The 26,822-nt window shown below is 55.3% G+C and carries 23 protein-coding genes; 16 read left to right on the top strand and 7 right to left on the bottom strand.

Annotation, left to right across the window (positions count from 1 at the left end; genetic code table 11):
- Both AXE65_RS06960 and gatC read right to left on the bottom strand, forming a co-directional pair.
- On the bottom strand, positions 1-522 hold a 522-nt coding region (locus tag AXE65_RS06960; RefSeq protein WP_239685045.1), incomplete at its 3' end, for an amidase.
- Positions 523-535: 13 nt separating this feature from the next.
- Positions 536-820, bottom strand: coding sequence for an Asp-tRNA(Asn)/Glu-tRNA(Gln) amidotransferase subunit GatC (gene gatC, locus AXE65_RS06955; RefSeq protein WP_068389987.1), 285 nt, complete (start codon positions 818-820; stop codon positions 536-538).
- Positions 821-1,051: 231 nt separating this feature from the next.
- Here gatC and AXE65_RS06950 point away from each other — a divergent pair, with 231 nt between their 5' ends.
- The 9 genes from AXE65_RS06950 (at position 1,052) to AXE65_RS06910 (ending at position 14,527) form a co-directional block, all read left to right on the top strand.
- On the top strand, positions 1,052-2,089 hold the full coding sequence (locus AXE65_RS06950; RefSeq protein ID WP_068389985.1) for a rod shape-determining protein: 1,038 nt from the start codon (positions 1,052-1,054) through the stop codon (positions 2,087-2,089).
- 59 nt (positions 2,090-2,148) lie between these two features.
- Positions 2,149-3,000, top strand: a complete 852-nt coding sequence (gene mreC, locus AXE65_RS06945) for a rod shape-determining protein MreC (protein WP_068389982.1) — start codon at positions 2,149-2,151, stop codon at positions 2,998-3,000.
- Positions 2,997-3,491, top strand: a complete 495-nt coding sequence (gene mreD / locus AXE65_RS06940) for a rod shape-determining protein MreD (RefSeq protein WP_068389979.1) — start codon at positions 2,997-2,999, stop codon at positions 3,489-3,491. The genes mreC and mreD overlap by 4 nt, the downstream gene beginning before the upstream one ends.
- Before the next feature lie 16 nt (positions 3,492-3,507).
- On the top strand, positions 3,508-4,977 hold the full coding sequence (gene rng, locus AXE65_RS06935; protein WP_068389976.1) for a ribonuclease G: 1,470 nt from the start codon (positions 3,508-3,510) through the stop codon (positions 4,975-4,977).
- 32 nt (positions 4,978-5,009) lie between these two features.
- Positions 5,010-8,906: a YhdP family protein gene (locus tag AXE65_RS06930; RefSeq protein ID WP_068389973.1), complete on the top strand. Its 3,897-nt coding sequence runs from the start codon at positions 5,010-5,012 to the stop codon at positions 8,904-8,906.
- A gap of 67 nt (positions 8,907-8,973) precedes the next feature.
- On the top strand, positions 8,974-10,764 hold the full coding sequence (locus AXE65_RS06925; protein WP_068389969.1) for an extracellular solute-binding protein: 1,791 nt from the start codon (positions 8,974-8,976) through the stop codon (positions 10,762-10,764).
- A 66-nt stretch (positions 10,765-10,830) separates the two neighbouring features.
- The gene (locus AXE65_RS06920; RefSeq protein WP_068389967.1) at positions 10,831-11,910 is read left to right on the top strand and encodes a microcin C ABC transporter permease YejB; all 1,080 of its coding nucleotides are present in this window, start codon (positions 10,831-10,833) and stop codon (positions 11,908-11,910) included.
- Positions 11,911-11,913: 3 nt separating this feature from the next.
- Positions 11,914-12,939 carry an ABC transporter permease gene (locus tag AXE65_RS06915; protein ID WP_068389965.1) on the top strand — a complete coding sequence of 342 codons (1,026 nt, stop codon included), beginning with the start codon at positions 11,914-11,916 and terminating at the stop codon, positions 12,937-12,939.
- The gene (locus tag AXE65_RS06910; RefSeq protein ID WP_068389962.1) at positions 12,917-14,527 is read left to right on the top strand and encodes an ABC transporter ATP-binding protein; all 1,611 of its coding nucleotides are present in this window, start codon (positions 12,917-12,919) and stop codon (positions 14,525-14,527) included. The genes AXE65_RS06915 and AXE65_RS06910 overlap by 23 nt, the downstream gene beginning before the upstream one ends.
- Positions 14,528-14,543: 16 nt before the next feature.
- On the opposite strand, the gene AXE65_RS06905 is transcribed toward AXE65_RS06910, so the two are convergent.
- Positions 14,544-14,864 carry a BrnA antitoxin family protein gene (locus AXE65_RS06905; RefSeq protein ID WP_239685044.1) on the bottom strand — a complete coding sequence of 107 codons (321 nt, stop codon included), beginning with the start codon at positions 14,862-14,864 and terminating at the stop codon, positions 14,544-14,546.
- Between the two features lie 106 nt (positions 14,865-14,970).
- Positions 14,971-15,162 carry a hypothetical protein gene (locus tag AXE65_RS14155; protein WP_239685043.1) on the bottom strand — a complete coding sequence of 64 codons (192 nt, stop codon included), beginning with the start codon at positions 15,160-15,162 and terminating at the stop codon, positions 14,971-14,973.
- 391 nt (positions 15,163-15,553) lie between these two features.
- Here AXE65_RS14155 and AXE65_RS06895 point away from each other — a divergent pair, with 391 nt between their 5' ends.
- From AXE65_RS06895 to phoU, 5 genes are all read left to right on the top strand, one after another.
- On the top strand, positions 15,554-17,608 hold the full coding sequence (locus AXE65_RS06895) for a PhoX family protein (RefSeq protein WP_068389958.1): 2,055 nt from the start codon (positions 15,554-15,556) through the stop codon (positions 17,606-17,608).
- Between the two features lie 104 nt (positions 17,609-17,712).
- Positions 17,713-19,977, top strand: coding sequence for an ABC transporter permease subunit (locus AXE65_RS06890; protein ID WP_068389955.1), 2,265 nt, complete (start codon positions 17,713-17,715; stop codon positions 19,975-19,977).
- Positions 19,964-21,490 carry a phosphate ABC transporter permease PstA gene (gene pstA, locus AXE65_RS06885; protein ID WP_068389952.1) on the top strand — a complete coding sequence of 509 codons (1,527 nt, stop codon included), beginning with the start codon at positions 19,964-19,966 and terminating at the stop codon, positions 21,488-21,490. Before AXE65_RS06890 ends, pstA begins: the two co-directional genes overlap by 14 nt.
- A 2-nt stretch (positions 21,491-21,492) precedes the next feature.
- Complete coding sequence (gene pstB / locus AXE65_RS06880) at positions 21,493-22,296, top strand: phosphate ABC transporter ATP-binding protein PstB (protein ID WP_068389949.1); 804 nt, start codon at positions 21,493-21,495, stop codon at positions 22,294-22,296.
- A gap of 29 nt (positions 22,297-22,325) precedes the next feature.
- Complete coding sequence (gene phoU / locus AXE65_RS06875; protein WP_068389946.1) at positions 22,326-22,994, top strand: phosphate signaling complex protein PhoU; 669 nt, start codon at positions 22,326-22,328, stop codon at positions 22,992-22,994.
- Here the strand turns inward: phoU and minE are convergent.
- From minE to minC, 3 genes are all read right to left on the bottom strand, one after another.
- Positions 22,991-23,281 (bottom strand): cell division topological specificity factor MinE, encoded by a 291-nt coding sequence (gene minE / locus AXE65_RS06870; protein WP_068389943.1) that lies wholly within the window; start codon positions 23,279-23,281, stop codon positions 22,991-22,993. The genes phoU and minE overlap by 4 nt on opposite strands.
- A complete protein-coding gene (minD, locus tag AXE65_RS06865; protein WP_068389940.1) occupies positions 23,278-24,093 on the bottom strand; it encodes a septum site-determining protein MinD in 816 nt (271 codons plus the stop codon). Before minD ends, minE begins: the two co-directional genes overlap by 4 nt.
- A 75-nt stretch (positions 24,094-24,168) precedes the next feature.
- Positions 24,169-24,900 (bottom strand): septum site-determining protein MinC, encoded by a 732-nt coding sequence (minC, locus tag AXE65_RS06860; RefSeq protein ID WP_068389937.1) that lies wholly within the window; start codon positions 24,898-24,900, stop codon positions 24,169-24,171.
- A 154-nt stretch (positions 24,901-25,054) separates the two neighbouring features.
- On the opposite strand from minC, the gene AXE65_RS06855 reads away from it, so the two are divergent.
- Entirely contained in the window at positions 25,055-25,852 is a 798-nt protein-coding gene (locus AXE65_RS06855; protein ID WP_153015409.1) for a hypothetical protein, read from the top strand.
- 34 nt (positions 25,853-25,886) lie between these two features.
- Positions 25,887-26,816, top strand: a complete 930-nt coding sequence (locus AXE65_RS06850) for a lipid A biosynthesis lauroyl acyltransferase (RefSeq protein ID WP_068389931.1) — start codon at positions 25,887-25,889, stop codon at positions 26,814-26,816.
- Positions 26,817-26,822 lie beyond the last annotated feature (6 nt).

The raw sequence follows: 26,822 nt of genomic DNA, 5'->3' as shown, positions 1-26,822 counted from the left end.
GCCGCCGGTATCCGAGCCGGTAGCGGCGGGCAAGAGTCTTGCAGCAACGGCCGCAGCGCTGCCGCCGGATGAACCGCCGGGTACGCACAGGGTATTCCAAGGGTTTTTCGTGGCGCCAAAGTGGCTGTTCTCATTGCCCGAACCCATTGCAAACTCGTCCATATTGAGCTTGCCCAAGGTCACGCAGCCGGCCGCTTCGAGCTTTTCCACCACGGTCGCGTTATACGGGGCGATAAAGTTTTCCAGCATCTTCGAGCCGCACGAGGTGCGCACGTCTCGGGTGCAAAACAGGTCTTTATGACCGACAGGAAGACCCAAGAGTGCGCCCGTTTCACCGGCGGCGCGGCGCTTATCGCAAGTTTCGGCCTGCTTTAGCGCAAGTGCTTCGGTGACGGTAATAAAGCTGTTTAACCCAGCGTCTTTTTCACCGATGCGTTTAAGCAGTTCGCGCGTTAATTCCACTGAGGAAAACGCCCCAGCGTTAAGTTGTTGGCTGATTTGTGCCAAGGTCAAACGGTGCATCAGTGGTCTTTCCTTATTCAATGACTTTTGGCACGAGGTACAGGCTGTTTTCCACCGCGGGGGCAATAGACTGCCAGCGCTCGCGCTCGATAACGCCACAGACTTGATCGGCGCGCAGGCGCTGCACGGCATCGAGTGGATGGGCAAGCGGTTCAAGCCCCTCGGTATCGACCGCTTGCATTTGGTCGATCAGTTTTAGAATTTGATTAAGCTCAGAGGTCACTTCATCGGTTTCTCGTTCATTTAGACCAATGCGGGCGAGATGGGCGAGTTTTTCTACTTCAGGACGGGCAAGCATGGGCAAGCTCTTTTAAATAAAGGCGGGCAGGTAAAAAATGCGCAAAAATCGGCGCGAAAGCCAAAAGATGGGCAATTTAGCACAGTGAGCCAGTTGCTCAAAATGTCGCCGATTGATAGAGTTTGCCGCGATTTTTTGCACTTTGCCGTATTGCTTTGCTGTCAAAAATCCATCCCCTCGGTTATGCGCTTTATTTCTTCATTTTTTTAGTTTTTTTAGGTCTTTTTCATTATGTTTAAAAAGCTGCGCGGCATGTTCTCCAGCGACCTTTCCATTGATTTGGGTACCGCCAACACGCTGATTTATGTACGCGAGCGCGGCATTGTTTTAAGCGAGCCTTCGGTCGTTGCCATCCGCTCACACGGCAACCAAAAAAGCGTCGTGGCCGTGGGCATGGAAGCCAAGCGCATGCTCGGGCGCACGCCCGGCAACATTACCGCCATCCGCCCGCTCAAAGATGGGGTGATTGCCGATTTTCGCGTCTGTGAAGAGATGCTGCACTACTTCATCAAAAAGGTGCATGAACACAATTTTTTAAACCCTTCGCCGCGTGTGTTGGTCTGCGTGCCGTGCAAATCCACTTTGGTCGAGCGCCGCGCCATCCGCGATTCCGCCTTGGGCGCGGGTGCACGCGAAGTATTTTTGATTGAAGAGCCAATGGCTGCCGCCATTGGCGCGGGTCTTCCGGTCGAAGAAGCCAGCGGCTCGATGGTGGTGGACATCGGCGGCGGCACGACGGAAATTGCGCTGATTTCGCTAAGCGGCGTGGTCTACGCCGAATCGGTTCGCATCGGTGGCGACCGCTTTGACGAGGCGATTGTCACCTACGTCAGGCGCAACTACGGCAGCTTGATTGGCGAGTCCACCGCCGAGACGATCAAGCAGCAAATCGGCACCGCCTTCCCCGGCGGCGAACCGTTAAAGATGGAAGTGCGCGGCCGCAATCTGGCCGAAGGTATTCCGCGCAGCTTTGTGCTCAAATCCAGCGAAGTGCGCGAAGCCTTGCAGGAATCCTTAACCGCCATCGTGCAGGCGGTGCGCAGTGCCTTGGAGCAATCGCCGCCGGAACTCGCCTCGGATATCGCCGAGCGGGGTTTGGTGCTGACCGGCGGCGGTGCGTTGCTGCGCGATATGGATAAACTGTTGGCACAGGAAACCGGTCTGCCGGTGATTATTGCTGAAGACCCGCTCACCTGCGTGGCTCGTGGTGGTGGCAAAGCGCTGGAAATGATGGGTAAACGCGCGATGGAGTTGTTTTCCAAGGAATAATCCGCTTGACGAGGATTTAGACCATTAAGCCACTGTTCACCAAAAAAACTTCGCACGGACTGCGATTTTTATCCTTCGCATTGCTCTCCATCGGCCTGATGTGGGTTGATGCGCAGCATGAGGTGCTTCAGGTCGTTCGCACCGCGCTGGGACAAGCGCTGATGCCGTTGCATCAGCTGGTTAACGCGCCAGCACAGGGCTGGCAGCGGCTTGCCGCGCAATTTACCGAGCGTCAGGCGCTGCTCTCCGAAAATGAACGACTTAAGCAGGAAGCGCTGTTACTGTCGCATCGCGTGCAGCGGCTCGCCCCGCTGCGCGAACAAAATCAAAGGCTGCGCGAACTTTTAGGTTCGGCGCGGCAAATGGACGAAATGGTGTTGATTGCCGAACTGACCGGCACTGACCCCGACCCGTTCAGCCAGCGCATTTTGATTAACAAAGGCAGCTTTGACGGGGTATTTTTGGGTCAACCGGTACTGGATGCGCGCGGCCTGCTGGGTCAAGTCGTTGAACTGATGCCGCGCAGTGCGCGGGTGCTTTTGTTGTCGGACAGCAATCACAGCATTCCGGTACAGGTCAGTCGTAACGGGCTGCGTGCGATAGCGAGCGGCACCGGCGACCTTACGCGGCTTGAGCTGCGTCATCTGCCGAGCACTGCGGATATTAAAGAGGGCGATTTGCTGCTCTCTTCAGGCTTAGGGCAGCGTTTTCCCGCCGGCTACCCGGTCGCGCGGGTTAAACAGGTGATGCACGACCCCAGCCAACCCTTTATTAGCGTGCTCGCCGAACCCACAGCGGTATTTGATCGCAGCCGCTACCTGCTGTTGATATTCCCGCCGCCGGGCAAAGCCGGTGATGCGCAGCAAGCAGGTAAAGTGCCGGTTGCCGCTGCGCCGCCGCTTGAGCCATGAACGCCTCCCCGCTGCGGCTCCCATTGCCCTTATGGCTGTCCCTGTTTTGTGGATTGCTGCTCGATATTGTTCCGCTGCCCGATTTTATGCAGCCGGGCAGGCCGCTTTGGCTCGCCTTGATCTTAAGTTTTTGGGTGCTCTATCTACCGAGCTGGGTAGGTTTTTTCACGGCTTTTGTGCTGGGTCTGTTTGCCGATGTGTTGTTCGGCACTTGGTTTGGGCAGCACGCGCTGGTGCTGCTTTGGCTGGTGTTTTGTCTGCGCTTGGCTGAGCGGCGCTTGCTGCGCAGTACGCTGTGGTGGCAAAGCCAGTGGCTGTTGTTGATTTTTGCCAGCGCACAGCTTATCCACCTGTGGCTGGGCGTTCTGGGCGGCAGCCGCCCGGCGCTTTTATCCTTTTTGCTGCCCGCGTTTATTAGCGCGGTGCTTTGGCCCTGGATATTTTTGCTGCTGCGCGGCCTGCAACGGCGGCTTAATCTGGTCGAAAATTAGATAAAAGATTAGATCAATGAGCGAAGAAATCCTGATCAACGTCACCCCGATGGAATCCCGTGTCGCGGTGGTGGAAAACGGTGTAGTGCAGGAAATCCACCTCGAACGCACACAGCACCGCGGTATTGTTGGCAATATCTACCAAGGCAAAGTGGTGCGTGTGTTGCCGGGCATGCAGGCGGCTTTTGTCGAGATAGGCCTTTCGCGTACCGCCTTTATCCATGTGGCGGATTTAGTGCAAGCGGCGAGCAGCAGTAGCAACCTTGCAGAGCAATCGATCAGCCATCTGCTGCGTGAAGGACAAAGCCTGTTGGTGCAAGTCAGCAAAGACCCGATTGGCAGCAAAGGGGCGCGGCTTTCGACCGAGCTTTCCATTCCCTCGCGCTATTTGGTCTATATGCCGGGCGGCCATCATATTGGCGTGTCGCTGCGGATTGAGGATGAAGCCGAACGTGAACGGCTGCGGCAAATCCTCGGGCAAGCACTGGAGGCTGAAGGTGTCCGCGAGGCGGGCGGCTTTATTTTGCGCACCGTGGCCGAGGGCATGAATGCCGAGGACATCCGCGCCGACATCCGCTACCTGCGCCGCCTGTGGGAGCAAATCCAAACGCGCATCGGACAGGCCGCCTGCCCTGCACTGATTTATGAAGACTTGCCCTTGGCGCTGCGCACATTGCGCGATTTATTCAGTGCGCGCACGGAAAAACTGCGCATTGACTCGCGTGAAGTGTTCCAAAAGATCAGCCGCTTTGCTGAAGAACTGGTACCCGAAGCCGCCTCACGCCTTGAGCATTACCCGGGCGAGCGACCGATTTTTGACCTGTACGGCATTGAAGATGAAATCCAGCGCGCACTGGAGCGCAAAGTCCCGCTCAAATCCGGCGGCTATCTGGTGATAGATCCGGCCGAAGCGATGACCACTATCGATGTCAACACCGGCGCGTTTGTCGGCCATAAAACGCTGGAAGAAACCCTGTTTAAAACCAATCTGGAAGCGGCCACGGCGATTGGCAGGCAGCTTCGGCTGCGCAATTTAGGCGGCATTATCATCATCGACTTTATCGATATGGCCGGTGAAGAGCACCGCCGCCAAGTGCTACGCACCTTGGAGCGCCAGCTTGAGCGCGACCACGCCAAAACCCATATCGTCGGTATTACTGAGCTTGGCCTGGTGCAACTGACACGCAAACGCACGCGCGAAAGCCTCGAACAAATTCTCTGCGAAACCTGCCCCTGCTGTAGCGGGCGCGGTACACTGAAAACCGCTGAAACCGTCTGCTATGAAATCTTCCGTGAAATTTTGCGTGAAGAGCGTGCCTTTGGCGCAGGCGGCTACCGCGTGCTAGCGAACCAGACAGTCGTTGACCGCCTCTTGGATGAAGAATCGGCCAACGTGGCAGACCTTGAAGCCTTTATTGGTCGCCCCATCCGCTTCCAGGTGGAAAGCCTGTACAGCCAGGAACAATACGATGTGGTGCTGCTTTAAATCCTGCTAACCCGAAAAGAGGTGCCGCGCTGATGAAACCTTTCGGCGAATGGCTGCTGAAACTACTGCGATTATTGACTTCACTTTGCGCTTGCGCGCTGATTTTGCTGGCCTGCTGGGTCAGCCTTGGCCGCGAGCTGATGCCTTGGCTCGCCGATTACCGAGCAGAAGTCGAAGCACTGGTCAGTAAGGCAACCGGCGAGCCGGTGCATATCGGCAGACTGGAAGGGCGCTGGCAAGGCTTTGCGCCGATTTTTACCGCCTACCAAATTGAAATCGGCGAAGGCGAAAAACACCTGGCGCTGGAACAGCTTGAACTACGCCCCGACCTTATCAAAAGCCTGCTCGCGCTAAAACCGCGCCTCGCCTATACCGGCCTTAGCGGATTAAATCTGCAAGTCAGCCAAGATACGAAAGGAAGCTGGCAAGTGGCCGGGTTTACCGCTTCGTCCACAAAGCCGGTGGATATGCAAGCGCTTGCATCGATTTTTTACGCCTTGCAAGCCGGGCAAATTATTTTGCAGGACAGCCGTATTCAAATTCAGGCGCAAGGAGCCAAGCCGCTGGTTTTAAGCTATGGCAGCGTTGCGTTAAGTAGCAGCGAAGAACAGCCCCAGTTGAGCGCCCGCCTGCATCTGGAAACGGGCGAAGCGTTGCTGCTGCGCCTTGGTACTCAGTCAACAGAAACGTTCGACTGGCCGCCAAGGGAGGCCTCGCTCTATCTCAAACTGCCCGCTTACGATTGGGCGCCCTATCTGCCTGCCGGGCTGCAAGATGGCGTTCTGCAAGACGGCGCTTTGCTGAGTCAATTGCACTTGGGTGGCCAGCTTTGGCTACATATCGAACAAAGCCAATGGCAGCGCGGCGCACTGCAACTGAATGCGGCGAGCATTGAACTTAAAGCTGCCAAAGGCAAAGCGCTCAGCATTACCAATCTAGCGCTAAGCGGCGAGCTTAAGCGCGATAACGACGGCTTAAAGTTACGGCTGGACAAATCCATTGCCCAGCTTGATGGTAAGGATTGGGGGGCGATACAGCTTGCGGCCCGTGAGCAACAAGGCCGTCTGCAAGTGCAAGCTGACCGGCTGGAGCTTTCCCCGTTACTCACCCTGCTGGCGCAAGTCAAACTGCCGGATACCGCCCGCGCTTGGTTGGATGGGCTTAAACCGCGCGGCCTGCTGCGCAATCTGCAACTTAGCTATCAACCCGGTGCCGCGCCGCTGAGCCGTCTGCAATTTGCCAGCAATCTGCAAAATGTCAGCATTAGCGCCTATCAACACGTTCCCGCGGCCGAAAACCTAAGCGGCAGTATTGAAGGCAGTGCCCAAGGCGGTGAGCTGCGCTTTGCCAGCGAAGACTTTGTCTTGCACGTTCAGGACGTATTTGCCACGCCTTGGCGCTACAGCGAAGCCGCTGGAACCTTGCGCTGGCAGATCGACGAGCAAGGCTTTGCGCTGACGCTGCCCTATGCCAAGGTGCAAGGCATCACGGGCGAGCAAGCCGTTGCCGATTTGGCATTGCAATTGTTTTGGGATGAGTCCCGAGAAAGCTATCTGGATTTGCGCATCGGCATTATTAAGGCCGAGGCCAAACACGCCGCGCAGTACCTGCCCAGAGTGAACGAGGGTTTCCCGCCCGCGCTTAAAAACTGGCTAAACACCGCCATTCGCGCCGCTACGGTCGAAGAAGGCTATTTCCAGTATCAAGGTTCGGTGCATGCACAGGCACCCGAGCACGCGCGGGTGATCAATCTGTATTTAAAGGCCAAAGACGCGGAACTTGCGTTCTGGCCGGGTTTTCCTTCGCTGGAAAAAACCAGCGCTCAAATTTTTGTCGAAAACAACTGGGTGCGCATTGAGCAGGCCGCCGGGCACATGCTGCAAAGTCGTTTTGCAGCGGCCAGCGCGCAAGTGCTGCCGGTTGAAAACGGTAAGTCCCCGTTGTTGCAAGTAAAAGCCAGCGTTAAACAGCGCATGGAAGATTTATTGCATCTGCTACAGCGTGCACCGATAGGCACCGGCGAGACTTTTGCCGGATGGACCGGCAGCGGCCTGCTGGACGGCCAAATCGCGCTCGACATCCCGCTTGATGGCGGCAAACCCCAAGTGCGCGCGCAAGTCAGCACAAAAGCGGCTCAGCTGACACTGACCCGGCCGGCCTTGCTGGCGATCAGCAACATTGCAGGCACCTTCGCTTACGACAGCCAAAAGGGATTGTCCTCCCCCGATTATCGCGCCGAAGCGCTGGGGCACCGGGTACAAGGCAAAATAGTCGCTTCCGGCAAAAACGCTGAGGAACAAAGCCGCATCGAGGCCAGCGGACAGATTGCTGCCGACACGCTGCAAGACTGGCTGAAACTGGATAAACCGCTGCCGATTCGCGGCACCTTGCCTTACCGCCTCGCCCTTTATATCGATAAAGACAGCCAGGAACTGCGCATTGATTCCAATCTCAAAGGGTTGCTCGTAGACCTGCCAGCGCCTTTTGGCAAAACGGACGAAGAAGAACGCAAAAGCTATCTGCGCCTGGTGCTGCCGCCAAGCGGACAAAAGCTCTGGTTTGCCAGTTTTGGCGGCCTTGCGCGGCTGGCCTTATCGCAAGGGCAGTCACTGGATACGCTGCGCGGCGAGCTGCTGATAGGCCGCGGGCAAGGGCTGCCCGACTTGCCGCGCCCGCCCGCACCCTCTGGCATTAACCTGCTCGGACGTTTGCAGCAGGTCGATATAAAGGCTTGGCAGCCGATATTTGCGCCTTATCTATCCGCCTCGTCCTCGTCTATTCACAGCCTGCTGCGCAGCATGGATATTCGTATTGATAAGCTGCAAGCAGGGGCAGGCGAGCTCTCTTACCTGCATCTGCAAGCGGCGCGTCAAGCGGATAACTGGGATATCCAACTCGACAGCAGCGAGCTCAAAGGTCAGCTGCTGCTGCCGTCTGCCAAGGACAGCCCGATCCGCTTGACGCTGGACTATCTCGCCATACCGAAAACAAACGGCGGGGCGCAGACAGACGCGCTGGCTACCTTCGACCCCAAACAAATCCCGCCGCTCAATGTGCGTATTGACCGCCTGCTTTACGATGCGCAGCCACTCGGCGCAGTGGCGTTTAACGTGCGCCCCAATGCAAACGGCATGCAAATTGATGCCATCGACCTTGACATCCGAAAGCTCAAAATCGGTGGCACCTTTGCTTGGGAAAACACCCAAAATGGTCCGCGCTCGCGCTACCAAGGTCGCCTGCACGGCAACAATCTTGCCGAAGTGTTAAGCGCCTGGCAGTTTGCGCCGAACGTCACCAGCGAGAAATTCCATCTTGATGTCAATGGCTCTTGGCCCGGCTCGCCACTTGGCTTCTCCTTGGGGCAGTTTTCCGGCGAGCTAAGCGCCAGCCTGCAAAAAGGCCAGCTCCACCAAGTCGAAGGCAGTGCACAGGCACTGCACATCTTTGGCCTGCTCAACTTTGAAGCCATCGGCAGAAGGCTTAGGCTGGATTTTTCCGACCTGTTCGATAAGGGTCTAAGTTTTGATCGCCTCAAAGGCACGCTGGCCGCTCAAAACGGCCTGTACCACAGCGTAAAACCGCTTTCCATCAAAGGCCCCTCCAGCGACCTGGAACTTAATGGCATGATTGATATGCAAAGCGAACAGGTCGATGCCACGCTACAAGTGATGCTGCCGCTCACCAACAACCTGCCACTCGCTGCGGTTATTGCTGGAGCGCCTGCGGTAGGCGGCGCACTCTTTGTGATAGACCGCCTGCTGGGCGACCAGGTCTCGCGCCTTGCCAGCATACGCTACCAAGTCAAAGGCAATCTCTACGACCCCAAAATCACCCCACTCAAACAAAGCAAAAACAACACCGCCAGCGCAAACAATGCCTCCCCGCTCCGGCTTACGGCAGAGGAGCTGGGGGAGAAGGCAAACCCATAGCAAGCAGCAAAACCCCACACAAACTGCTACCCTCGCACCCATCGTAAAGACTGCTGGAAGCTGCCCCATGCGACTGTTGCCACTGCTATTTGCCTGCCTTGCCCCGCTTGCCTTCGCCGCCCCCAAGCACGCCATCACCCTGTACGACGAAGCGCCGAAATACCCGCCAGACTTTACCCACTTTGACTTTGTCAACCCAGACGCGCCCAAAGGCGGGCGACTGAAACTGGCCAGCTACGGCGGCTTTGACAGCCTTAATCCGTTTATCCCCAAAGGCAATGTGGAAAGCCGCATTGGCCTGATTTACGACAGCCTGACCTTCCAATCGCCGGACGAACCTTTTACCGAATACGGCCTGCTCGCCGAAACCATCGACAAAGCCGCAGACAACAGCAGCGTCACCTTTAACCTTAATCCCAAAGCACGCTGGCACGACGGCGAACCGGTCACTGCAGAAGACGTGCAATTTACCTTTGAACAACTGCTAAAACACGGCGACCCGATGTACCGTCATTATTATGCCGATGTAGAAAAGGTAGAAATATTAAGCGCAAAAACCGTGCGCTTTGTTTTTAAGCGTAACGATAACCGCGAGTTGCCGATGATTTTGGGGCAACTGCAAATACTGCCCAAACATTGGTGGGCATCGCGCGATTTCTCCAAAACGTCCTTAGAGATCCCCTTAGGCAGCGGCGCTTACCGCGTAGAAAAACTGGAAGCCGGACGCAGTATTCAATATTCAAGAGTCAAAAACTGGTGGGCAAAAGACTTGCCAGTAACACGCGGCTTTAATAACTTTGACCGTATCGATATTGACTATTACCGTGATATGTCCGTCGCCTTGGAAGCCTTTAAAGGTGGCCAATTTGATTTTAACCTTGAATATTCTGCCAAAGACTGGGCGACCGGCTACGCCTCGCCTGCATTAAATGACGGGCGGATGATCAAGATGGAAATCCCCAACCATAATCCGGTGGGCATGCAGGCTTATATATTTAATCTAAACCGTCCGCTATTTAAAGATAAACGAGTGCGCGAAGCTATTGGCCTATTGTTTGACTTTGAATGGACCAATAAACAACTGTTCTTTGGCGCTTATAAACGCACCAGCAGTTTTTTTGAAAACTCAGAAATGGCCGCACACCAATTACCCAGCGCCGCCGAGCTTGCCATTCTTGAGCCGCTGCGCGGACAAATCCCCGATGAGGCCTTTAGCCAAGTCTTTACCCTGCCACAAACGCAAGGTGATGGCATTATCCGCGAACAAAAACGCCGCGCCTTTAGCTTATTAAAAGAAGCCGGTTACAGCATCCAAAACAACCAAATGACCGGCCCTGACGGCAAACCCTTAAGCTTTGAATTTATGCTGCATCAAACTAATTTGGAGCGCGTTATCCTGCCGTTCAAACGCAACTTAAGCGAGTTGGGTATTGATATGCAAATCCGCCGCGTGGATGTTTCACAGTTTATCAACCGCATGCGCTCGCGCGACTTTGATATGACCAGCGCGATCTGGTCGCAGTCCAACTCACCTGGTAATGAACAACGCGAATTTTGGCATTCCGCCAGTGCCGACAACCCCGGCAGCCGCAATCTTATTGGCCTGCGCGATCCGGCCATTGACCAACTGGTTGAAGGCTTAATCCGCGCAGATTCCAGACAAGAGCTGATTAACCAGGCGCGCGCCCTCGATCGCGTATTGCAATGGGGCTATTACGTTATCCCCAACTACCATACCGACCAATGGCGCGTTGCTTGGTGGAATAAATTCGGCCGCCCTAAAATCACTCCGCTCTACGATATTGGCTTGATGACTTGGTGGCAAAAAAGCGAAAAAGCACAACGGGCAGGCGAATAATTGCAGAATGCAACAAGGTAAAATGGTTAGTATATCTGCACAAAAGCCAAATAAACAGGAGCAATAATGCTGGCCTATATTCTGCGCCGTCTTTTATTGATTATCCCAACCCTGCTTGGTATTTTGCTGCTTAATTTTATTATTATCCAGGCCGCGCCGGGCGGGCCGGTCGAGCAGATGATTGCGCGCCTTGAAGGGCTGGATAATGGCGGAGCGACTTCACGTATTTCTGGCGGTGGCAGCGAGGTATCTTCTGGCAATTCACATTATCGTGGTGCACAGGGGTTGGCACCAGAGTTAGTACAAGAAATTGAACGCATGTACGGCTTTGATAAAAGCGCCCCCGAACGTTTTTGGATTATGCTAAAAAACTATGCACGACTGGATTTTGGCAATAGTTTCTTTCGTGATGTCAAGGTCATCGACTTAATCGCCGAAAAAATGCCGGTATCGATTTCTTTAGGCTTATGGAGCACTTTAATTATTTATCTTATCTCCATTCCATTAGGCATTGCCAAAGCGACCAGGCACGGCAGTACCTTTGATATTTGGAGTAGCTCACTGATTATTATTGGCTATGCCATACCGGCTTTTTTATTTGCCATTTTATTGATAGTGCTGTTTGCCGGCGGCAGTTATTGGGATTGGTTTCCGCTACGCGGTTTAACCTCCAGCAATTTTGATGAGCTTTCGTTGTTTGGCAAAATCCGTGATTACTTTTGGCACTTGGCTTTACCATTAACCGCTTTGGTCATCGGCAACTTTGCCACGTTAACCTTTTTAACCAAAAACAGTTTTTTGGATGAAATCAGCAAGCAATATGTGGTCACCGCTCGCGCCAAGGGCTTAAGTGAACGACGTGTGCTCTACGGGCATATTTTTCGCAATGCCATGCTGATTATTATTGCCGGTTTCCCGGCGGCCTTTATCGGTTTATTTTTTACCGGCTCATTATTGATTGAGGTGATTTTTTCACTGGATGGTTTAGGCTTATTAAGCTTTGAATCCGCCATTAACCGCGATTATCCGGTAGTCTTTGCTACTTTGTTTATTTTTACCTTGCTCGGCTTATTGGTTAAGCTGATTGGCGATATTACCTATACGCTGGTTGACCCGCGCATTGACTTTAGCGCTCGTGCAGGATAATCCATGTTATTTAAACTTTCCCCGCTCGCCCGCCGCCGCTGGTCACGTTTTAAAGAAAACCGTCGTGGCTGGTGGTCGCTTTGGTTATTTATTGCCTTATTTGTGATCAGCCTTGGCGCTGAGCTGATAGCCAATGACAAACCGCTGGCTGTGCACTATGACGGGCATTGGTATTTGCCGATCGTTAAAGAGTATCCAGAGACCGTCTTTGGCGGCGAATTTCCATTAGCTGCCAATTATCGCAGCCCTTATCTAAAAGGACTGATTGCAGAAAAAAACGGAACGATTATCTGGCCGCCCATTCCTTTTAGCTATTCCACTATCAATTATGATTTAGGTCGGCCGGCACCTTCGCCGCCTTCTACAGATAACTGGCTGGGTACCGATGACCAAAGCCGCGATGTATTGGCGCGGATTATTTATGGCTTTCGTATTTCTGTACTCTTTGCATTAACTTTAACGTTATTAAGTTCTATTGTTGGGGTAATAGTCGGCGCATTACAGGGTTTTTACGGCGGTTGGGTCGATTTATCCGGCCAGCGTTTTTTGGAAATCTGGTCAGGTTTGCCGGTTTTATATTTGCTGATTATTCTGGCAAGCTTTGTACAACCCGATTTTTGGTGGCTGTTGGGCTTAATGCTGCTATTTTCCTGGATGACTTTGGTGGATTTAGTACGCGCCGAGTTTTTGCGTGGACGTAACTTGGAATATGTCCGTGCGGCACAGGCTTTAGGGATGAATAATGCCGCTATTATGTTTCGCCATATTCTGCCCAATGCAATGGTATCGACCTTAACCTTTATGCCCTTTATTTTAACGGGTGCTATTGGCACCTTGACTGCACTGGATTTTTTAGGCTTTGGTTTACCGGCGGGCGAGCCTTCATTAGGCGAGTTGATTGCCCAGGCTAAAAATAACCGACACGCGCCTTGGCTGGGTATCAGTGCATTTTGTGTATTGGGTTTAATGCTGAGTTTATTGGTCTTTATTGGCGAGGCGGCGCGTGATGCTTTTGACCCCAGAAAATAATACTGCATTGCTTAAAATAGAAAATCTCGCCGTAGAATTTATTGAAAATGGGCAGGCACAACGCGTAGTCGATGGCGTTTCTTTCGAAATTAAAAAGGGCGAAACACTGGCGCTGGTGGGTGAAAGTGGTTCGGGCAAATCCGTTACCGCGCATTCGATTTTACGCCTGTTGCCTTATCCATTAGCCAGGCATCCAGCCGGTAGCATCCATTATGCCGGGCAAGATTTATTAAAAGCTCCTGAAGCGGAGTTAAGAAAAATTCGTGGCAATAAAATCAGCATGATTTTTCAAGAGCCAATGACTTCGCTTAACCCACTGCACAATATCGAAAAACAAATTGGCGAAGTGCTCGCCTTGCATAAGGGATTAAATACTCGTGAGGCTCGTGAAAAAATATTAAGCCTATTAGAACAAGTGGGCATTCGTGAGCCGCACAAGCGTCTTAAAGCCTTGCCGCATGAGCTTTCTGGTGGGCAGCGCCAGCGCGTGATGATTGCCATGGCACTTGCCAATGAACCCGAACTGCTCATTGCCGATGAACCCACTACGGCTTTAGATGTAACAGTGCAGCATAAAATCCTCGACTTATTGCAAGATTTGCAGCAACAATGCGGGCTTTCCCTGCTGCTGATTAGTCATGATTTAAATTTGGTTCGGCGTACCTCGCAGCGCGTTTGTGTCATGCATTGTGGGCATTTGGTTGAACAAGGCAGCGCCGCCCAATTATTTACGACGCCGCAGCATGCCTACACTAAAGAACTGCTTGGCGCTGAACCTTCCGGCGAGCCGGTGCTAAATCCGGCGGCGGATACTTTAATTAAAGTGGATAATTTACGTGTATGGTTTGCCATTAAAAAAGGTTTATTGCAACGCACCGCGGATTATATTAAAGCGGTCGATGCGGTTGGTTTTTCGTTAGCCAAGGGGCAAACACTGGGTATTGTCGGTGAAAGCGGTTCGGGAAAATCCACTTTAGCGCTTGCTATTTTGCGCTTGTTAAACAGTCAAGGAAGTATTGAATTTAATGGCCAGACACTTGACCGCTTAAAGCAAAGCCAAATGCGCCCGCTGCGCAAACAGTTACAAGTAGTGTTTCAAGACCCTTACGGCAGTTTAAGCCCAAGACTTTCGGTCGCGCAGATTATTGGCGAAGGTTTAACTATTCATCGTCTCGGCAATGAAAAAGAGCGCGAGCAAGCCATTATTAACGCGTTGCTGGAAGTAGGATTAGACCCTGATACACGCCACCGTTATCCCCATGAATTTTCTGGCGGCCAGCGCCAGCGCATTGCCATTGCCCGCGCTTTGGTATTAAAGCCTGAGCTTATTATTCTGGATGAACCGACTTCCGCACTCGACCGCACGGTACAGCGGCAAGTGGTCGAGTTACTGCGCAATCTGCAAATTAAATACCAATTAACCTATTTATTTATCAGCCATGATTTGGCTGTCGTTAAAGCCTTAAGCCATCAATTATTGGTACTTAAACAAGGTAAGGTGATTGAACAGGGCGCGGCAAAAAGCATTTTTACAAATCCACAGCACGAATATACCCGGCAACTGCTGAAAGCGGCATTTATGGTTTAGCCACCAAGTTGTACGGTTAAATCCGCCCCTGTTCCACCGCCTCGCGCAAAAGCGCATTGACGCGCGTTTGCCAGCCTTTGCCGGATGCGCGCAGGCCATAAAGTACATCAGTATCCAGCCTGAAGGCGGTAATTACTTTACGTGCTTCGGCAACAGCGCCACGCGGGCGACCACGGCGGCGCAGATCATCCGGCTTATGCACAACGGCAAATTGTCCACTTTTGGCCTGTTGCAACGATGTGCGTAAATCGGTTACTGGCATACCGGCATCGGTTTCAATAGCTTGTGCGATTTTTTCGACATCCAGCGTTTTAAGGTCGGCGAGTGAGTTAATCATTTGCGCAAACTCCTTTCAATGGTTTTGGGCGAGATGTTTTCTTGCTGTGATTTGGCGTACAGGGCTATCAATAACACAACTTTATCGACCGGCAAGTGGAAATAAATCACCCGTAAACCGCCACGTTTACCCTTGCCTTACCGTGCCAGCGCACTTTGCGAGCACCGCCGCTACCGGGGATAACATCACCGGCCAGCGGATTAACGGCAATCCAACTGATAAATTCCAAGCGCTCAGCTTCTGTCCACAGCGTATCGGCCAGCTTTTGGAATTTGGGCGTTTCAATAACGGTCAGCATGGTTTTATTGTATAAACAAATAAATTAGCCTGCAACGCACGAACCTGAGATTAATTTGTACTGGGCACAAAAAAACCGCCCGGAAGCGGCTTCTTTGCTGGAGGGTTAAAAGAGGTAAGGTGTTTTACTACTGCGCTGTACTGCTCAAGCCCATGATCGCGTATCAGGCCGATACAGCGCCGATGGACAACCGTTGCTGGAGGAGCTGAAAAAGGCCGCGTAACCGTCCGGCTCGAGCACTGGTTCAGCGCATCCTAGCGCTAACACATTCAAGACACTGTCACGAAGGTTTCATCAACGCTTTTCAGAATAGGCGCGAGCGCACGCTTTTTGCCGCACTTTTTGCCGCACTTTTTGCGCTCGCGCCTATTACTTTATGGAGAGCATGCCGATGAGCCAGTCTATTTCCGACCCGGTTATCCGTAACGCCAGCGGCAATACGCCGTTTAGCGCGATTTTGCAACGCCAGCTGTCGCGCCGCGTCGTGATGGGCGGCGCGTTGGCCTCCGCAGTGACGCTGTTTGCTGGCACGGGTCGCGCTGCCAGCGCCGCCAGCGCGAGCCGCATCCAACATGCCCCCACGCCGACACTGGGCTTTGCCTCGCTGCCGGCAGCGATGACCGACGCCTGTGTGGTGCCGCCGGGCTATCGCGCGACCGTGCTGGGCGCTTGGGGGACGCCGCTTTCCGGGCAGGCCGCGCCGTGGCGCAGCGACGGCGGCAATAGCAGCAGCGATTTGCTGCATACGACCGGCATGCATCACGACGGTATGCATTACTTTCCACTCGCTGGCAGTTCCCGCGAGGGGCTGCTGGTGGTCAATCATGAATACATCGACGAGGCGGCCTTGCATCCTGACGGCCCGACGCTGGTCGACGGCAGGCGCCCGGCCGAAGAGGTGCGCAAGGAAATCAACGCGCATGGCGTGAGCGTCATGCATATCCGCAGCACGCAACCAGACGGACGCTGGGATGTGGTGCTCAATTCTCCCTACAACCGGCGCTTTACCTCGGCCACGACCATGACGCTCTCCGGCCCGGTGGCGGGCAGCCGCTGGGTGCGTACGCCCTTTGCGCCCGACGGCAAAGCGGTGCGCGGCACCAACAATAACTGCGGCAACGGTACGACGCCGTGGGGGACTTACCTCAGCGCCGAGGAAAACTGGGCCATGTGCTTTGTCAACCGCGGCGAACAGCCGCTGCATCAAGCGCGCGTCGGCGTGGCCGCGCAAGCCGGGCGCTATCAATGGGAGACGGCCGCGGGCGACGCGAGCGAAGTGGCTGGCGAGTTTGCCCGCTTTGATGTCAGCGAGCGCGGCACGGACGCCTTGTCGGACTGGCGCAACGAAGTCAACGGCTTTGGTTATCTGGTCGAAATCGACCCCTATGATCCGGCCAGCCGCGCCGTCAAGCGCACCGCCATGGGCCGCTTTGCGCACGAGGCCGCCGCCTGCGGCAAACCGGTGGCGGGCGAGCCGCTGGCGTTTTACAGCGGCGATGATGCGCGCTTTGAATACGTCTACCGCTATGTGTCGGATGCTCTGTGGGACCCACGCGATGCCAAGCCCGCCGATGGCAACCATCTTGCCGTCGGCCACAAATACCTGGATCACGGCACGCTGTACGTGGCGCGCTTTGACGCCGATGGTAGCGGTGAGTGGCTGGCGCTCACGCCGCCTACGCGCACGCAGGATGGGCGCACGCTGGGCGAGGTGTTCGGTGATCTCGCCGCCATCCTCATCCACACCCGCGCCGCCGCCGATTTGCTGGGTGCAACGCCAATGGACCGGCCCGAATGGACGGCGGTGCACCCGCAAAATGGCGATGTGTATCTGACGCTGACCAACAACAACCAGCGTACTGAAACCAACGCGGCCAACCCGCGGGCGAATAACGTGAGCGGCCACATCGTGCGCTGGCACGACGAGCCAGGTAGCCACCGCTTTGTCTGGGACGTATTCGTGTTTGGTTCGCCTGCCGAGGCCGAGGCCGCCACCAACCGTTCGGCGCTGACCGCTGCCAACCAGTTCGCCAGCCCCGACGGCATCGCCTTCGATGAGCGGGGCATTTTGTGGATCCAGACCGATAACGGCATCGACGACGGGCGCAATAACGCCGTGGCCAAGGCGATTAACGACCAGATGCTGGCGGTCGTGCCGCAGGCGCTGAGCGCACGCACTGAGCGCCGCATCGACCCCGCTCTACCCGCGATCAACAGCGCCAATCAGGCAGACTTGCGGCGCTTTTTTATCGCCCCCAATGAAGCGGAAATCACCGGCTTTGCCTATACGCCGGACCACTGCACGCTGTTTCTGAACATCCAGCACCCGGCCAACTGGCCCGCCAGCGGTACGACGGACGCCACAGTGGCCTCGGCGCAAGCGGTGCGCCCGCGTTCGGCCACCGTGGCAATCCAAAAGCACGACGGCACGCCGGTAGGGGTGTAGCCGTCTTGTATCTACTCGCTCGCCATGCTGGTGATTTAAATCGTCACCAGCATTAGGCACTGCCCATGACCTGTCATCTTCCCGTCACAAATCTTAAGCAGGCTATGCCCAAAACTCGCAAACGGGCAAAAGTGATGGGTGACAAATCGGTCATTGATTGGCAAGCACCGGCATTGACGCGCAGGCGGATTTGGCGGTCGGGGTTAAATGGGCTGTTGCGTGCTCAGGTATTGTTTGGCGGGCTTTCCGTGCTGTTTGCCATCGCTCTGATGATGGTTTATTTGGGCTATATCGTTTGGCCGCTGTTTCAAGGTGCACGTTTGACCTTGGCTGATTGGCAGTCACCGGCTTGGCTGAAGGACCAAGCGCCCGCTTGGTTGCTGGCTGTAGAGGAACAAAACCAGTTAGGTTTTCGGCTTGGCGAAAAGGGCGAGGTGGTATTTTTTGCGCTGGATAATGGCCGCGAACTACTGCGCGAGCACTTGCCGCTGCCCGAAGGCGTACATATAAAGGCATTGGTGCGGGCGCTGCCGGAGCAGGATTTGTATGCGGCGGCGCTCTCCGATGGCAGCGCGCTGGTATTTGCACCGCGCTATCAAACGCGCTTTCAGGCGCAAGGTAAAAGCGTCCAGCCGTCGCTTGGTTTTCCCTACGGAAACACTGCGTTTGTGCTGGATAAGCAAGGCCGGGCACTTAACGCTTTGGCGCTGTCAGAACAGCGCGGGCGTTTGTTGCTGATTGCCGCTAGCGGGCAGCAATTAAACGGACTTTGGCTGCGCCGCGAGTCATCCCTTTTGGCCGGCGATCATTGGACTGCCGAGCCGCTTGATTTGCCCGCAGCAGCTTCCGCCGTCACCTATCTGGATATTGACCCGCGCGGGCGCTTTGCCTATGTGCAAAGCGGCAAAGACCGGCTGGAATTGTTGGATTTGCGCAAGCCGCGCCTGATCTCCCAATACCACTTACTGGCGGGCAGCGATTTAAAGGTCACCGCGAGCGGCAAACTAAACGGCGGCGTTTCGCTGCTGATTGGCGACTCCGGCGGTGCAGTGACCCAGTGGTTTGCGGTCGCCGATAAAGACGGCCATGTGCAGCTGAAATCAATCAGGCGCTTCCAACTGGCGGACAGCGCCATTGTGCAGATTGAGCCGGAAGCGCGGCGCAAAGGCTTTGCCGCGCTGGATGCGGCGGGCAATCTGGGACTGTTTCATAGCACGGCTGAGCGCCGCTTGCTTGATCAGCATTTGCCAACCGATCACGGCAAAATCGCCCTGTCGCCCCAAGCCGACCGCCTGCTGGTGGAAGCAGGCGGCGCGTTTGCCGTACACCCACTGCACAACCCGCATCCAGAGCTATCCTGGCAGGCGCTGTGGAGCAAGGTTTGGTACGAGAACTATGCAGAGCCCGAGTACATCTGGCAGTCTTCAGCCAGCACGGTGGATTTTGAAGCCAAGCTCAGCCTTGCCCCGCTGACCTTTGGCACGCTTAAAGCGGCCTTGGTCGCCATGCTCTTTGCCGCACCACTTGCCATTGCCGCTGCCGTTTACAGCGCCTACTTTATGGCACCGGCGCTGCGGCGCAAGGTCAAACCGGTCATTGAGTTGATGGAAGCGCTGCCGACCGTCATCTTGGGTTTTTTTGCCGCACTGATACTTGCGCCCTATGTGGAAGACCACCTGCCTGGGCTGTTTAGCCTGTTTTTAATACTGCCGCTGGGTACGCTCGCCCTCGCCTTCTGCTGCCGCCACCTGCCGCTTTCACGCCTGGATGGCTACGAAAGCCTGCTGCTGATACCGCTTTTATTGCTGCTTGGCTGGGCGACCCTGCAACTTAGCCCGCTATTGGAGGCGGCGCTGTTTAACGGCGATATGCGCCTTTGGCTTAGCGCTCGCGGCATTGGCTACGAACAGCGCAATGCCTTGGTGGTGGGGCTTGCGATGGGCTTTGCGGTGATCCCCAACATCTATTCACTGGCCGAAGACGCGCTTGCCGGTGTGCCGAAAAGCCTGACCCAAGGCTCGCTCGCCTTGGGCGCAACACTTTGGCAAACACTGCTGCACGTACTGCTGCCCGCCGCCGGTGCGGGGATTTTTTCCGCCTTGATGATTGGCTTTGGCCGCGCCGTGGGAGAAACCATGATTGTGCTGATGGCAAGCGGCAATACGCCGCTGATCAATGGCAACCTGTTTGAAGGCATGCGCACGCTCGCCGCCAATGTGGCGGTGGAAATGCCGGAGGCGGCGGTAGACAGCACCCATTATCGACTGCTGTTTTTATCCGCATTGTTGCTGCTTTTGCTCTGTTTTGTGATGAACAGCCTGGCCGAATGGGTGCGCCAGCGGCTAAGGAGACGCTATGCGGCGCTTTAATTGGGTTAAAAGCGGGCAGCCCTATATCTGGCTGTGCGCCGCCGCCACGGCGCTGGCGCTGATCATGGTCGGCGGCCTGCTGGCACTTTTGGCATTGCGCGGGCTGGGGCAGTTCTGGCCTGCTGCGCTCTGGCAGCTTGAATACCAACTGCCCGGTGAGGCACCGCAAAAGCTTATCGGCAAGTGGATACAAAGCGAGCAACTACCGCGCCAGCGCTTGGCAGAAAGCGGCTTGCCGTTGCCAGACAATAAAAGCCCGCTATTAACCCGCAAGCTGCTGAAAATCGGTGGGCGCGAGCAGTTCGGCCATGACTTTGTCTGGCTGCTGGATGATGGCTTAAGCGAAGCCTTGGCGCATCCCGCGCTTTGGGCGCTGGAGCGGCGCGAATGGGGCGATTTTTACGGCCACCTGCTGGCCGTGCAGGAAAACGGGCAAACGGTCGCCGAAGGTGCCAAGGCAGAGCAACAAGTCGCGCCGCGCCTTGCGCGGGTGCGGGCGCTGATCGGGCGAGCGCAAAAGCTGGAAACCTCAGGAGACAGCGCCGAACTTGCAGCACTTCGCCATGAACTCGCGCGCGATAGCCTGCTGATGCAGCGCGCAGACGGGCAAACGCAGGTGATCGCCCTGAGCCAAGTGGTTCGCGCTTATCAGCCCAATGCCATGAGTCTGTTGCAAAAAATCGGCTTTTATGGCGAAAAGCTTATGGCGTTTTTAAGCGAAGCGCCGCGCGAGGCGAATACCGAAGGCGGGATTTTCCCGGCGCTGTTTGGCACTTTTTTATTAACGCTACTGATGACGCTGATGGTCACGCCCCTAGGCGTCATTGCCGCGCTCTATCTGCACGAATACGCCAAAAACGGCCTGCTCACCCGCTTGATCAGGATTGCCGTACACAACCTCGCCGGTGTGCCGTCGATTGTCTACGGCGTGTTTGGGCTGGGATTTTTTGTCTATGTGCTGGGCGGCTCCATCGACCGTTTGCTGTTTGCAGACAACCTGCCCGCGCCGACCTTCGGTACCCCTGGGCTGTTTTGGGCGGCGCTGACCTTGGCGCTGTTGACCCTTCCGGTGGTGATCGTCAGCACCGAAGAAGGCTTGTCGCGCATTCCGCGCAGTTTGCGTGAAGGCGCTCTGGCGCTCGGCGCAACCCAGGCCGAAACCCTGCTGAAACTGGTATTGCCGATGGCAAGCCCGGCACTGCTCACCGGCATGATTTTGGCGGTCGCCCGCGCGGCTGGGGAAGTGGCTCCGCTGATGCTGGTTGGCGTGGTCAAACTTGCGCCCGCGCTCGCTGTTGATGGCAGCGCGCCCTATCTGCATCTGGAACGCAAAATCATGCACTTGGGTTTTCATATCTACGACCTGGGTTTTCAAAGCCCGAATATCGAAGCCGCGCGGCCTTTGGTTTACGCCACTGCCTTGCTGCTGATGCTGCTGATTGTGCTGCTTAACTTAAGCGCCATGCTGCTGCGCAGCCGTCTGCGTGACAAATACCGCCTGCTGGAGCACTAATCATGAACGCCGCCCGTCTCGACGCGCTCGCCCGCCCTACCCGCCAAACCGCTGAGGTTGGGCAGACGCTTTCCATCCATCGGCTGAACCTGTTTTACGGCGCACAGCAAGCGCTATTTGACATCGACCTTGAGCTGCCTGCGCAGCGCATTACCGCCTTTATCGGCGCATCCGGCTGCGGCAAATCCAGCCTGCTGCGCTGCTGCAACCGGCTGCACGAGTTGATTGACGGCTGCCGCATGCAGGGCGAAATCCGCTTGGGCGAGCGCAATATTCAACAAGAAGACGTCACCGAACTGCGCCGCCGTATCGGCATGGTGTTCCAAAAGCCCAACCCGTTTCCCGGCAGCATCTGGCAGAACGTCGCCTTCGGCCTTCGCATAGCGGGCATCCGTCGCAAACGCGATCTGGATGAGGCGGTCGAGCAAGCGCTGCAAGGCGCGGCGCTCTGGGATGAGGTTAAAGACCGCCTGCACAGCCCGGCCTTTGGCTTATCCGGTGGCCAGCAGCAACGACTGGTGATTGCCCGCGCCATTGCCATCGAGCCACAAGTGCTGCTGCTCGATGAGCCTTGCTCGGCGCTCGACCCGATTTCCACCTTAAAAATCGAGGAGCTGATGTTTGAACTGAAAAGCCGCTTCACCTTGCTTATCGTCACCCACAACATGCAGCAAGCGGCGCGGGTATCGGACGTTACCGCCTTTATGCACCAAGGCCGGGTGGTGGAATTTTCCCCCACCGACACGCTCTTTACCCGTCCGGCGCAGCAGCAGACGGAAGATTACATTACCGGCCGTTATGGCTGATTAACGGGCCTGGAGGGAAGGAGAAGACCATGAAAGACCACGAACGCCATATCTCGCGCCAGTTTGACAGCGAGCTACAAGCTTTGAGCAGCGCCTTTTTGGCGCTCGGCGGCGCGGTTGAGCGGCAAGTGAGCGAAGCGCTCAACGCGCTGATGGAGGCCGATTCCGCGCAAGCCGAACAAGTGCGTAGCTACCGCCCGCATATCCAGCAAATGCGTGAGCAGATTGACGAAGCCTGTCTGCGCATCCTCGCCCGTCGCCAGCCGACGGCATCCGATTTGCGCCTGGTCATCAGCATCTGCAAAGCGGTGATTGATTTGGAGCGTATCGGCGAAGAGGCCGGCAAAATCGCCAAACGTGCCATTACACTGGCCGAAGAAGGTGCCGCGCCGCGTGGTTATATCGAAGTGCGTCATATCGGCGGGCAGGTGACTCAGATGGTGCGCGAAGCGCTCGACGCCTTCGCCCGCCTGGACGGCAAGCAGGCGCTTGCCATTATCGAACGCGATAAAACCATCGACCGCGAATACAAAAGCGCCTTGCGCGAACTCTTGACCTACATGATGGAAGACCCACGCGGGATTTCCCGCGTGTTCTCGATTATCTGGACACTGCGCTCACTGGAACGCATTGGCGACTACGCACGCAATATCGCAAGACTGGTGCACTACCTGCTGCACGAGGGCGAGGTAAGTTAAGCTCCCGCCTCGGTGGCGACAGGGTCCGGCAGGGTGACGTTCAGTTCCAAAATGGATTGGTTGTCTTTGCTTTCCAGCATCACCTGCACCTGTTCGACATCGACTTTGACGTAACGCTGGATCACCTCAATCAAATCGCGCTGCAAATCGGGCAGGTAATCCGGCTGGTTACGTTGGCCGCGTTCGTGGTGGACGATGATTTGCAGACGCTCTTTGGCGACTTGTGCGGAGGATTGGCCGCCCGATGACTTTTTCCTCAGCTCCCTGAAAAAGTCAAAAATATTCATTTTTGGCCTCCAAACAAGCGCTGGAAGAAGCCTTTTTTCTGTTCGTCGGTAAAGCGCAGATCCATCTCTTTGCCCAGCAAGCGTTCGACCGCGTCGCTGTAGGCCTGCCCTGCATCGCTTTCTTCATCGAGGATAACCGGCACGCCGTTGTTGGAGGCTTTAAGCACCGACTGGGATTCGGGAATAACACCAATCAAGCGAACGGCGAGGATTTCTTCGACATCTTTAATACTCAGCATCTCGCCTTTGTTGACGCGGCTTGGGTCGTAGCGGGTCAGCAGCAGGTGTTCTTTAATCGGCGACAGGTTTTTTTCCGCGCGGCGGGATTTGCTGGCGAGCAAGCCCAGCATGCGGTCGGAATCGCGTACCGAGGAGACTTCCGGGTTAGTGACGACTATCGCTTCATCGGCAAAATACATGGCCAGATGCGCGCCTTTTTCGATACCGGCGGGCGAATCGCAGACGATGTAATCGAACACTTCAGAAAGCTGGTTGATGACTTTTCCCACGCCTTCGAGCGACAAAGCGTCTTTGTCGCGCGTTTGGCTGGCGGCGAGGATGTAGAGGTTTTCCAGGCGCTTGTCTTTAATCAGCGCTTGCTTAAGGCTGGCTTCCCCATTGATCACATTGACAAAGTCATACACCACGCGGCGCTCGCAGCCCATGATAAGGTCAAGATTGCGCAGCCCCACGTCAAAATCCACGATGACCGTTTTATGGCCGCGCAAGGCAAGCCCGGTGCCGATGGCGGCGCTGGTGGTGGTTTTACCCACCCCGCCCTTGCCGGAAGTGATGACCAGTATCTTTGCCAAGCTGTTACCCCCCGTTCTTAGCCGAAGAAATCGGGCTAAATTCGCTAAAAAATATGAAAATCGGCGAAGTATCAGCTAAAGAGGGCTGACTTTCAACTGCTCCCCGTCCAGTATTAGTTGCGCCGATTGCCCCCAGCGCGGGTCGCGGCGCAAGTCTTCCCCCAATTTGTAGATACCGGCGATACAGAGCAAGTCGGCGGCAAGTTGCTGGCAGAAAATACGGGCGCTGGCATCGCCTTTCACGCCCGCGAGCGCCCGTCCGCGCATCGGCGCCCAGATATGGATATTGCCATCGGCCAACAGTTCCGCACCGGTGCTGACCGGCGCAAGCACCACTAAATCGCGGTCTTCGGCATAGATTTGCATACCGCTGCGCACCGGGCTGGTAATAAATTGGGTGGGTAATTTGGGCGCGGCGTCTTCTACGATTTTTTCGGCGACGGGCTGCGGATTGCCTTCATTTAAGCTAATGAATTTCTCGCGCATGCCAGAAGGCGGCAGTACACAAAGTTGTTGTGACTGTGCGAGGGCGATATGGGCGGCTTGTTCCGTGCGCAGCGCCATAATCTTTAAGCCGTGCTGCTGGCACAACCGCTGCACGGCGGGCAAGTCTATCGCGCTGTCTTCGGGCAGTTTATCGAGCGCCAGCACTAGCGGGATATGCTGGAAAAAATCCTTGGCCTGCTCGACTTTTTCCTGCAAAGCGTTATCGATTTGCTCAAGGTCGCCGGTTTCCAGCTGCAAAATACTGATGGCCAGCATGCTGCCCTTAAGGACAAAAGCGGGCGGGGTATCGGCTTGACTCATAAGCACCTTGTACAGCAGATGGAAAGGGCTGCAACTTATAGCGCGGCGGTTGGCACAGTGCAAGCCGATGCCCTTCGACTTATACTAAGCCCGCGTCAATCAACGATCAGTGAAACCCTTTGCTCTATGTGCAAAGCCGATAACGCTAATGATCATGACTATTTTGATATTATCCTGCGCGTTGCTGTTGCTCGGTTTGATATGGCCGGGTATTACTTTGGCTAGCTATCAATTGATTGCCCGTCTTGATTGCCCGGATGGCGAGTTTGTGATTGATGCCAGGCCTTATGACCCTACTCTGGCCGGTATTGCTTGGTTAGATATTCGTTATCGTTATCGCGGTATTGTGCTAACAAGCATTCTTTACAAAAACCATGACAAGTATCTGCTTAATTATCTGCACCAGATGCCCCCTGATCTTCGTGAACAAATTACGCGTGCAGGGCGTACGTTGTATTTCCCGCCTGAGCAGTTTGACATGGATCAGGTTGACCGCTTGGCCGCTTGTCTCAATGCCAATCAAAGGGAGCTGGAAAAAGCCTCAGAAAAAATCATTGTAGGGCGCTTTTTATTGGGTCTACTGCCAAACCGGGCGAAGGTTTCGAGTTACAAGCCGCATGAAATTGATCTGCTTATCCGCGCGAATTCACCCATTGCTGATTTATACGGCAATGGTAACTTGACCATTATTATTGAGCGCGAGGGCGCTGTGATATTGCTGATTGAGCCAGCAGGGACGAAGGTGCCTGCTGAAGCGTTCAGCTGGGGGAAAGTGTTGCCGCCGCGTTTTGGTTTTGGCAGACCCCGATTAGAGCTGCATCCCGTCATTTTTAATGGAAAGACTTACGACAGCCAGTTTGCCAAGTTGCTGGGACGGCATACGAACGGCTTAAATTCCCGCACGTTAAATCAAAATTACAAGGTAGTGCCGCCGATAAGCACAGACCGCTAAAATCCCCCGCCCATATTGTTGATAAAGACCTGCAATGGCCGCTCCCCATTTTCGTCCTGCCTTTTTGCATCCGCGCTACTTTCCTATGTGGATGGGGTTTGGCCTGCTCTGGCTGCTTGCGCAGTTACCTTTTAGCCTGCTGCTTAAATTGGGGCGTGGCTTGGGCGCGGTGGTTTACCGATTGGCGCAGCGCAGGCGGCAGATTGTGCAGCGTAATTTGCAGTTGTGCTTCCCTGAGCTTGACGAAAGCGAACGCGAACGCCTCGCTAAAGAGAACTTTGCCTCGACCGGCATGGCGGTTTTTGAGATGGCGATAAGCTGGTGGTGGCCGCTTGCCCGTTTGCGCAAGCTAGGTCTTATCGAAGGGCTGGAGCATCTCAAACAGGCGCAGCAAGAGCGCCAAGGGGTCATTTTAATGGCCGCGCACTTTACCACGCTTGAAATCGGCGCGGCCTTGCTGGGCGGGCAGCACAGTATCGATGGCATGTACCGCACCCATGACAACCCGCTGTTTGACTGGTTGCAACGGTGCGGGCGTGAGCGGCATAACGCCGATTCCTTGGCGATTGAGCGCGAGGATGTACGCGCAGCGCTGCGCCTTTTGCGCCAAGGCCGCGCCCTTTGGTACGCGCCGGATCAAGACTACGGACGCAAACACAGCCTGTTTGTGCCGCTGTTTGGCGTAATGGCGGCTACAGTCACAGCGACCAGCCGCTTGGCTCGATTAGGCAAGGCGCGGGTTTTACCCTTTACCCAAGAGCGTCTGCCCAATGGCCGTGGTTATCGCTTGGTGATTCATCCGCCTTTTGCGGATTTCCCCGGGGAAAGTGAACAGGCCGATTGCCTGCGTATCAACCAATGGCTGGAACAAGTCATCAGAGCGCATCCCGAACAATACCTGTGGGCGCACCGGCGCTTTAAAACCCGCCCCGAGGGTAGTCCTTCGCTTTATAACAAGGCATAAGTCACG

The organism is Ventosimonas gracilis (assembly GCF_001580025.1).
GTDB lineage: Bacteria > Pseudomonadota > Gammaproteobacteria > Pseudomonadales > Pseudomonadaceae > Ventosimonas > Ventosimonas gracilis.
Note: the sequence above shows the minus strand (reverse complement) of the source record. Positions and strands in the feature narration are given on the sequence as shown.

Excerpts from the sequence above, each read along its gene's own strand:
- AXE65_RS06905 (WP_239685044.1), bottom strand. The coding sequence starts at position 14,864 with ATGATTAACTCACTCGCCGACCTTAAAACGCTGGATGTCGAAAAAATC.
- AXE65_RS06850 (WP_068389931.1), top strand. The coding sequence starts at position 25,887 with ATGGCCGCTCCCCATTTTCGTCCTGCCTTTTTGCATCCGCGCTACTTT.
- pstB (WP_068389949.1), top strand. The coding sequence starts at position 21,493 with ATGAACGCCGCCCGTCTCGACGCGCTCGCCCGCCCTACCCGCCAAACC.
- AXE65_RS06890 (WP_068389955.1), top strand. The coding sequence starts at position 17,713 with ATGCCCAAAACTCGCAAACGGGCAAAAGTGATGGGTGACAAATCGGTC.
- gatC (WP_068389987.1), bottom strand. The coding sequence starts at position 820 with ATGCTTGCCCGTCCTGAAGTAGAAAAACTCGCCCATCTCGCCCGCATT.
- AXE65_RS14155 (WP_239685043.1), bottom strand. The coding sequence starts at position 15,162 with ATGCTGACCGTTATTGAAACGCCCAAATTCCAAAAGCTGGCCGATACG.
- AXE65_RS06910 (WP_068389962.1), top strand. The coding sequence starts at position 12,917 with ATGCTTTTGACCCCAGAAAATAATACTGCATTGCTTAAAATAGAAAAT.
- AXE65_RS06895 (WP_068389958.1), top strand. The coding sequence starts at position 15,554 with ATGAGCCAGTCTATTTCCGACCCGGTTATCCGTAACGCCAGCGGCAAT.
- AXE65_RS06855 (WP_153015409.1), top strand. The coding sequence starts at position 25,055 with ATGACTATTTTGATATTATCCTGCGCGTTGCTGTTGCTCGGTTTGATA.
- minC (WP_068389937.1), bottom strand. The coding sequence starts at position 24,900 with ATGAGTCAAGCCGATACCCCGCCCGCTTTTGTCCTTAAGGGCAGCATG.
- pstA (WP_068389952.1), top strand. The coding sequence starts at position 19,964 with ATGCGGCGCTTTAATTGGGTTAAAAGCGGGCAGCCCTATATCTGGCTG.
- AXE65_RS06930 (WP_068389973.1), top strand. The coding sequence starts at position 5,010 with ATGAAACCTTTCGGCGAATGGCTGCTGAAACTACTGCGATTATTGACT.
- rng (WP_068389976.1), top strand. The coding sequence starts at position 3,508 with ATGAGCGAAGAAATCCTGATCAACGTCACCCCGATGGAATCCCGTGTC.
- phoU (WP_068389946.1), top strand. The coding sequence starts at position 22,326 with ATGAAAGACCACGAACGCCATATCTCGCGCCAGTTTGACAGCGAGCTA.
- AXE65_RS06950 (WP_068389985.1), top strand. The coding sequence starts at position 1,052 with ATGTTTAAAAAGCTGCGCGGCATGTTCTCCAGCGACCTTTCCATTGAT.
- AXE65_RS06925 (WP_068389969.1), top strand. The coding sequence starts at position 8,974 with ATGCGACTGTTGCCACTGCTATTTGCCTGCCTTGCCCCGCTTGCCTTC.
- mreD (WP_068389979.1), top strand. The coding sequence starts at position 2,997 with ATGAACGCCTCCCCGCTGCGGCTCCCATTGCCCTTATGGCTGTCCCTG.
- minE (WP_068389943.1), bottom strand. The coding sequence starts at position 23,281 with ATGAATATTTTTGACTTTTTCAGGGAGCTGAGGAAAAAGTCATCGGGC.
- AXE65_RS06920 (WP_068389967.1), top strand. The coding sequence starts at position 10,831 with ATGCTGGCCTATATTCTGCGCCGTCTTTTATTGATTATCCCAACCCTG.
- AXE65_RS06915 (WP_068389965.1), top strand. The coding sequence starts at position 11,914 with ATGTTATTTAAACTTTCCCCGCTCGCCCGCCGCCGCTGGTCACGTTTT.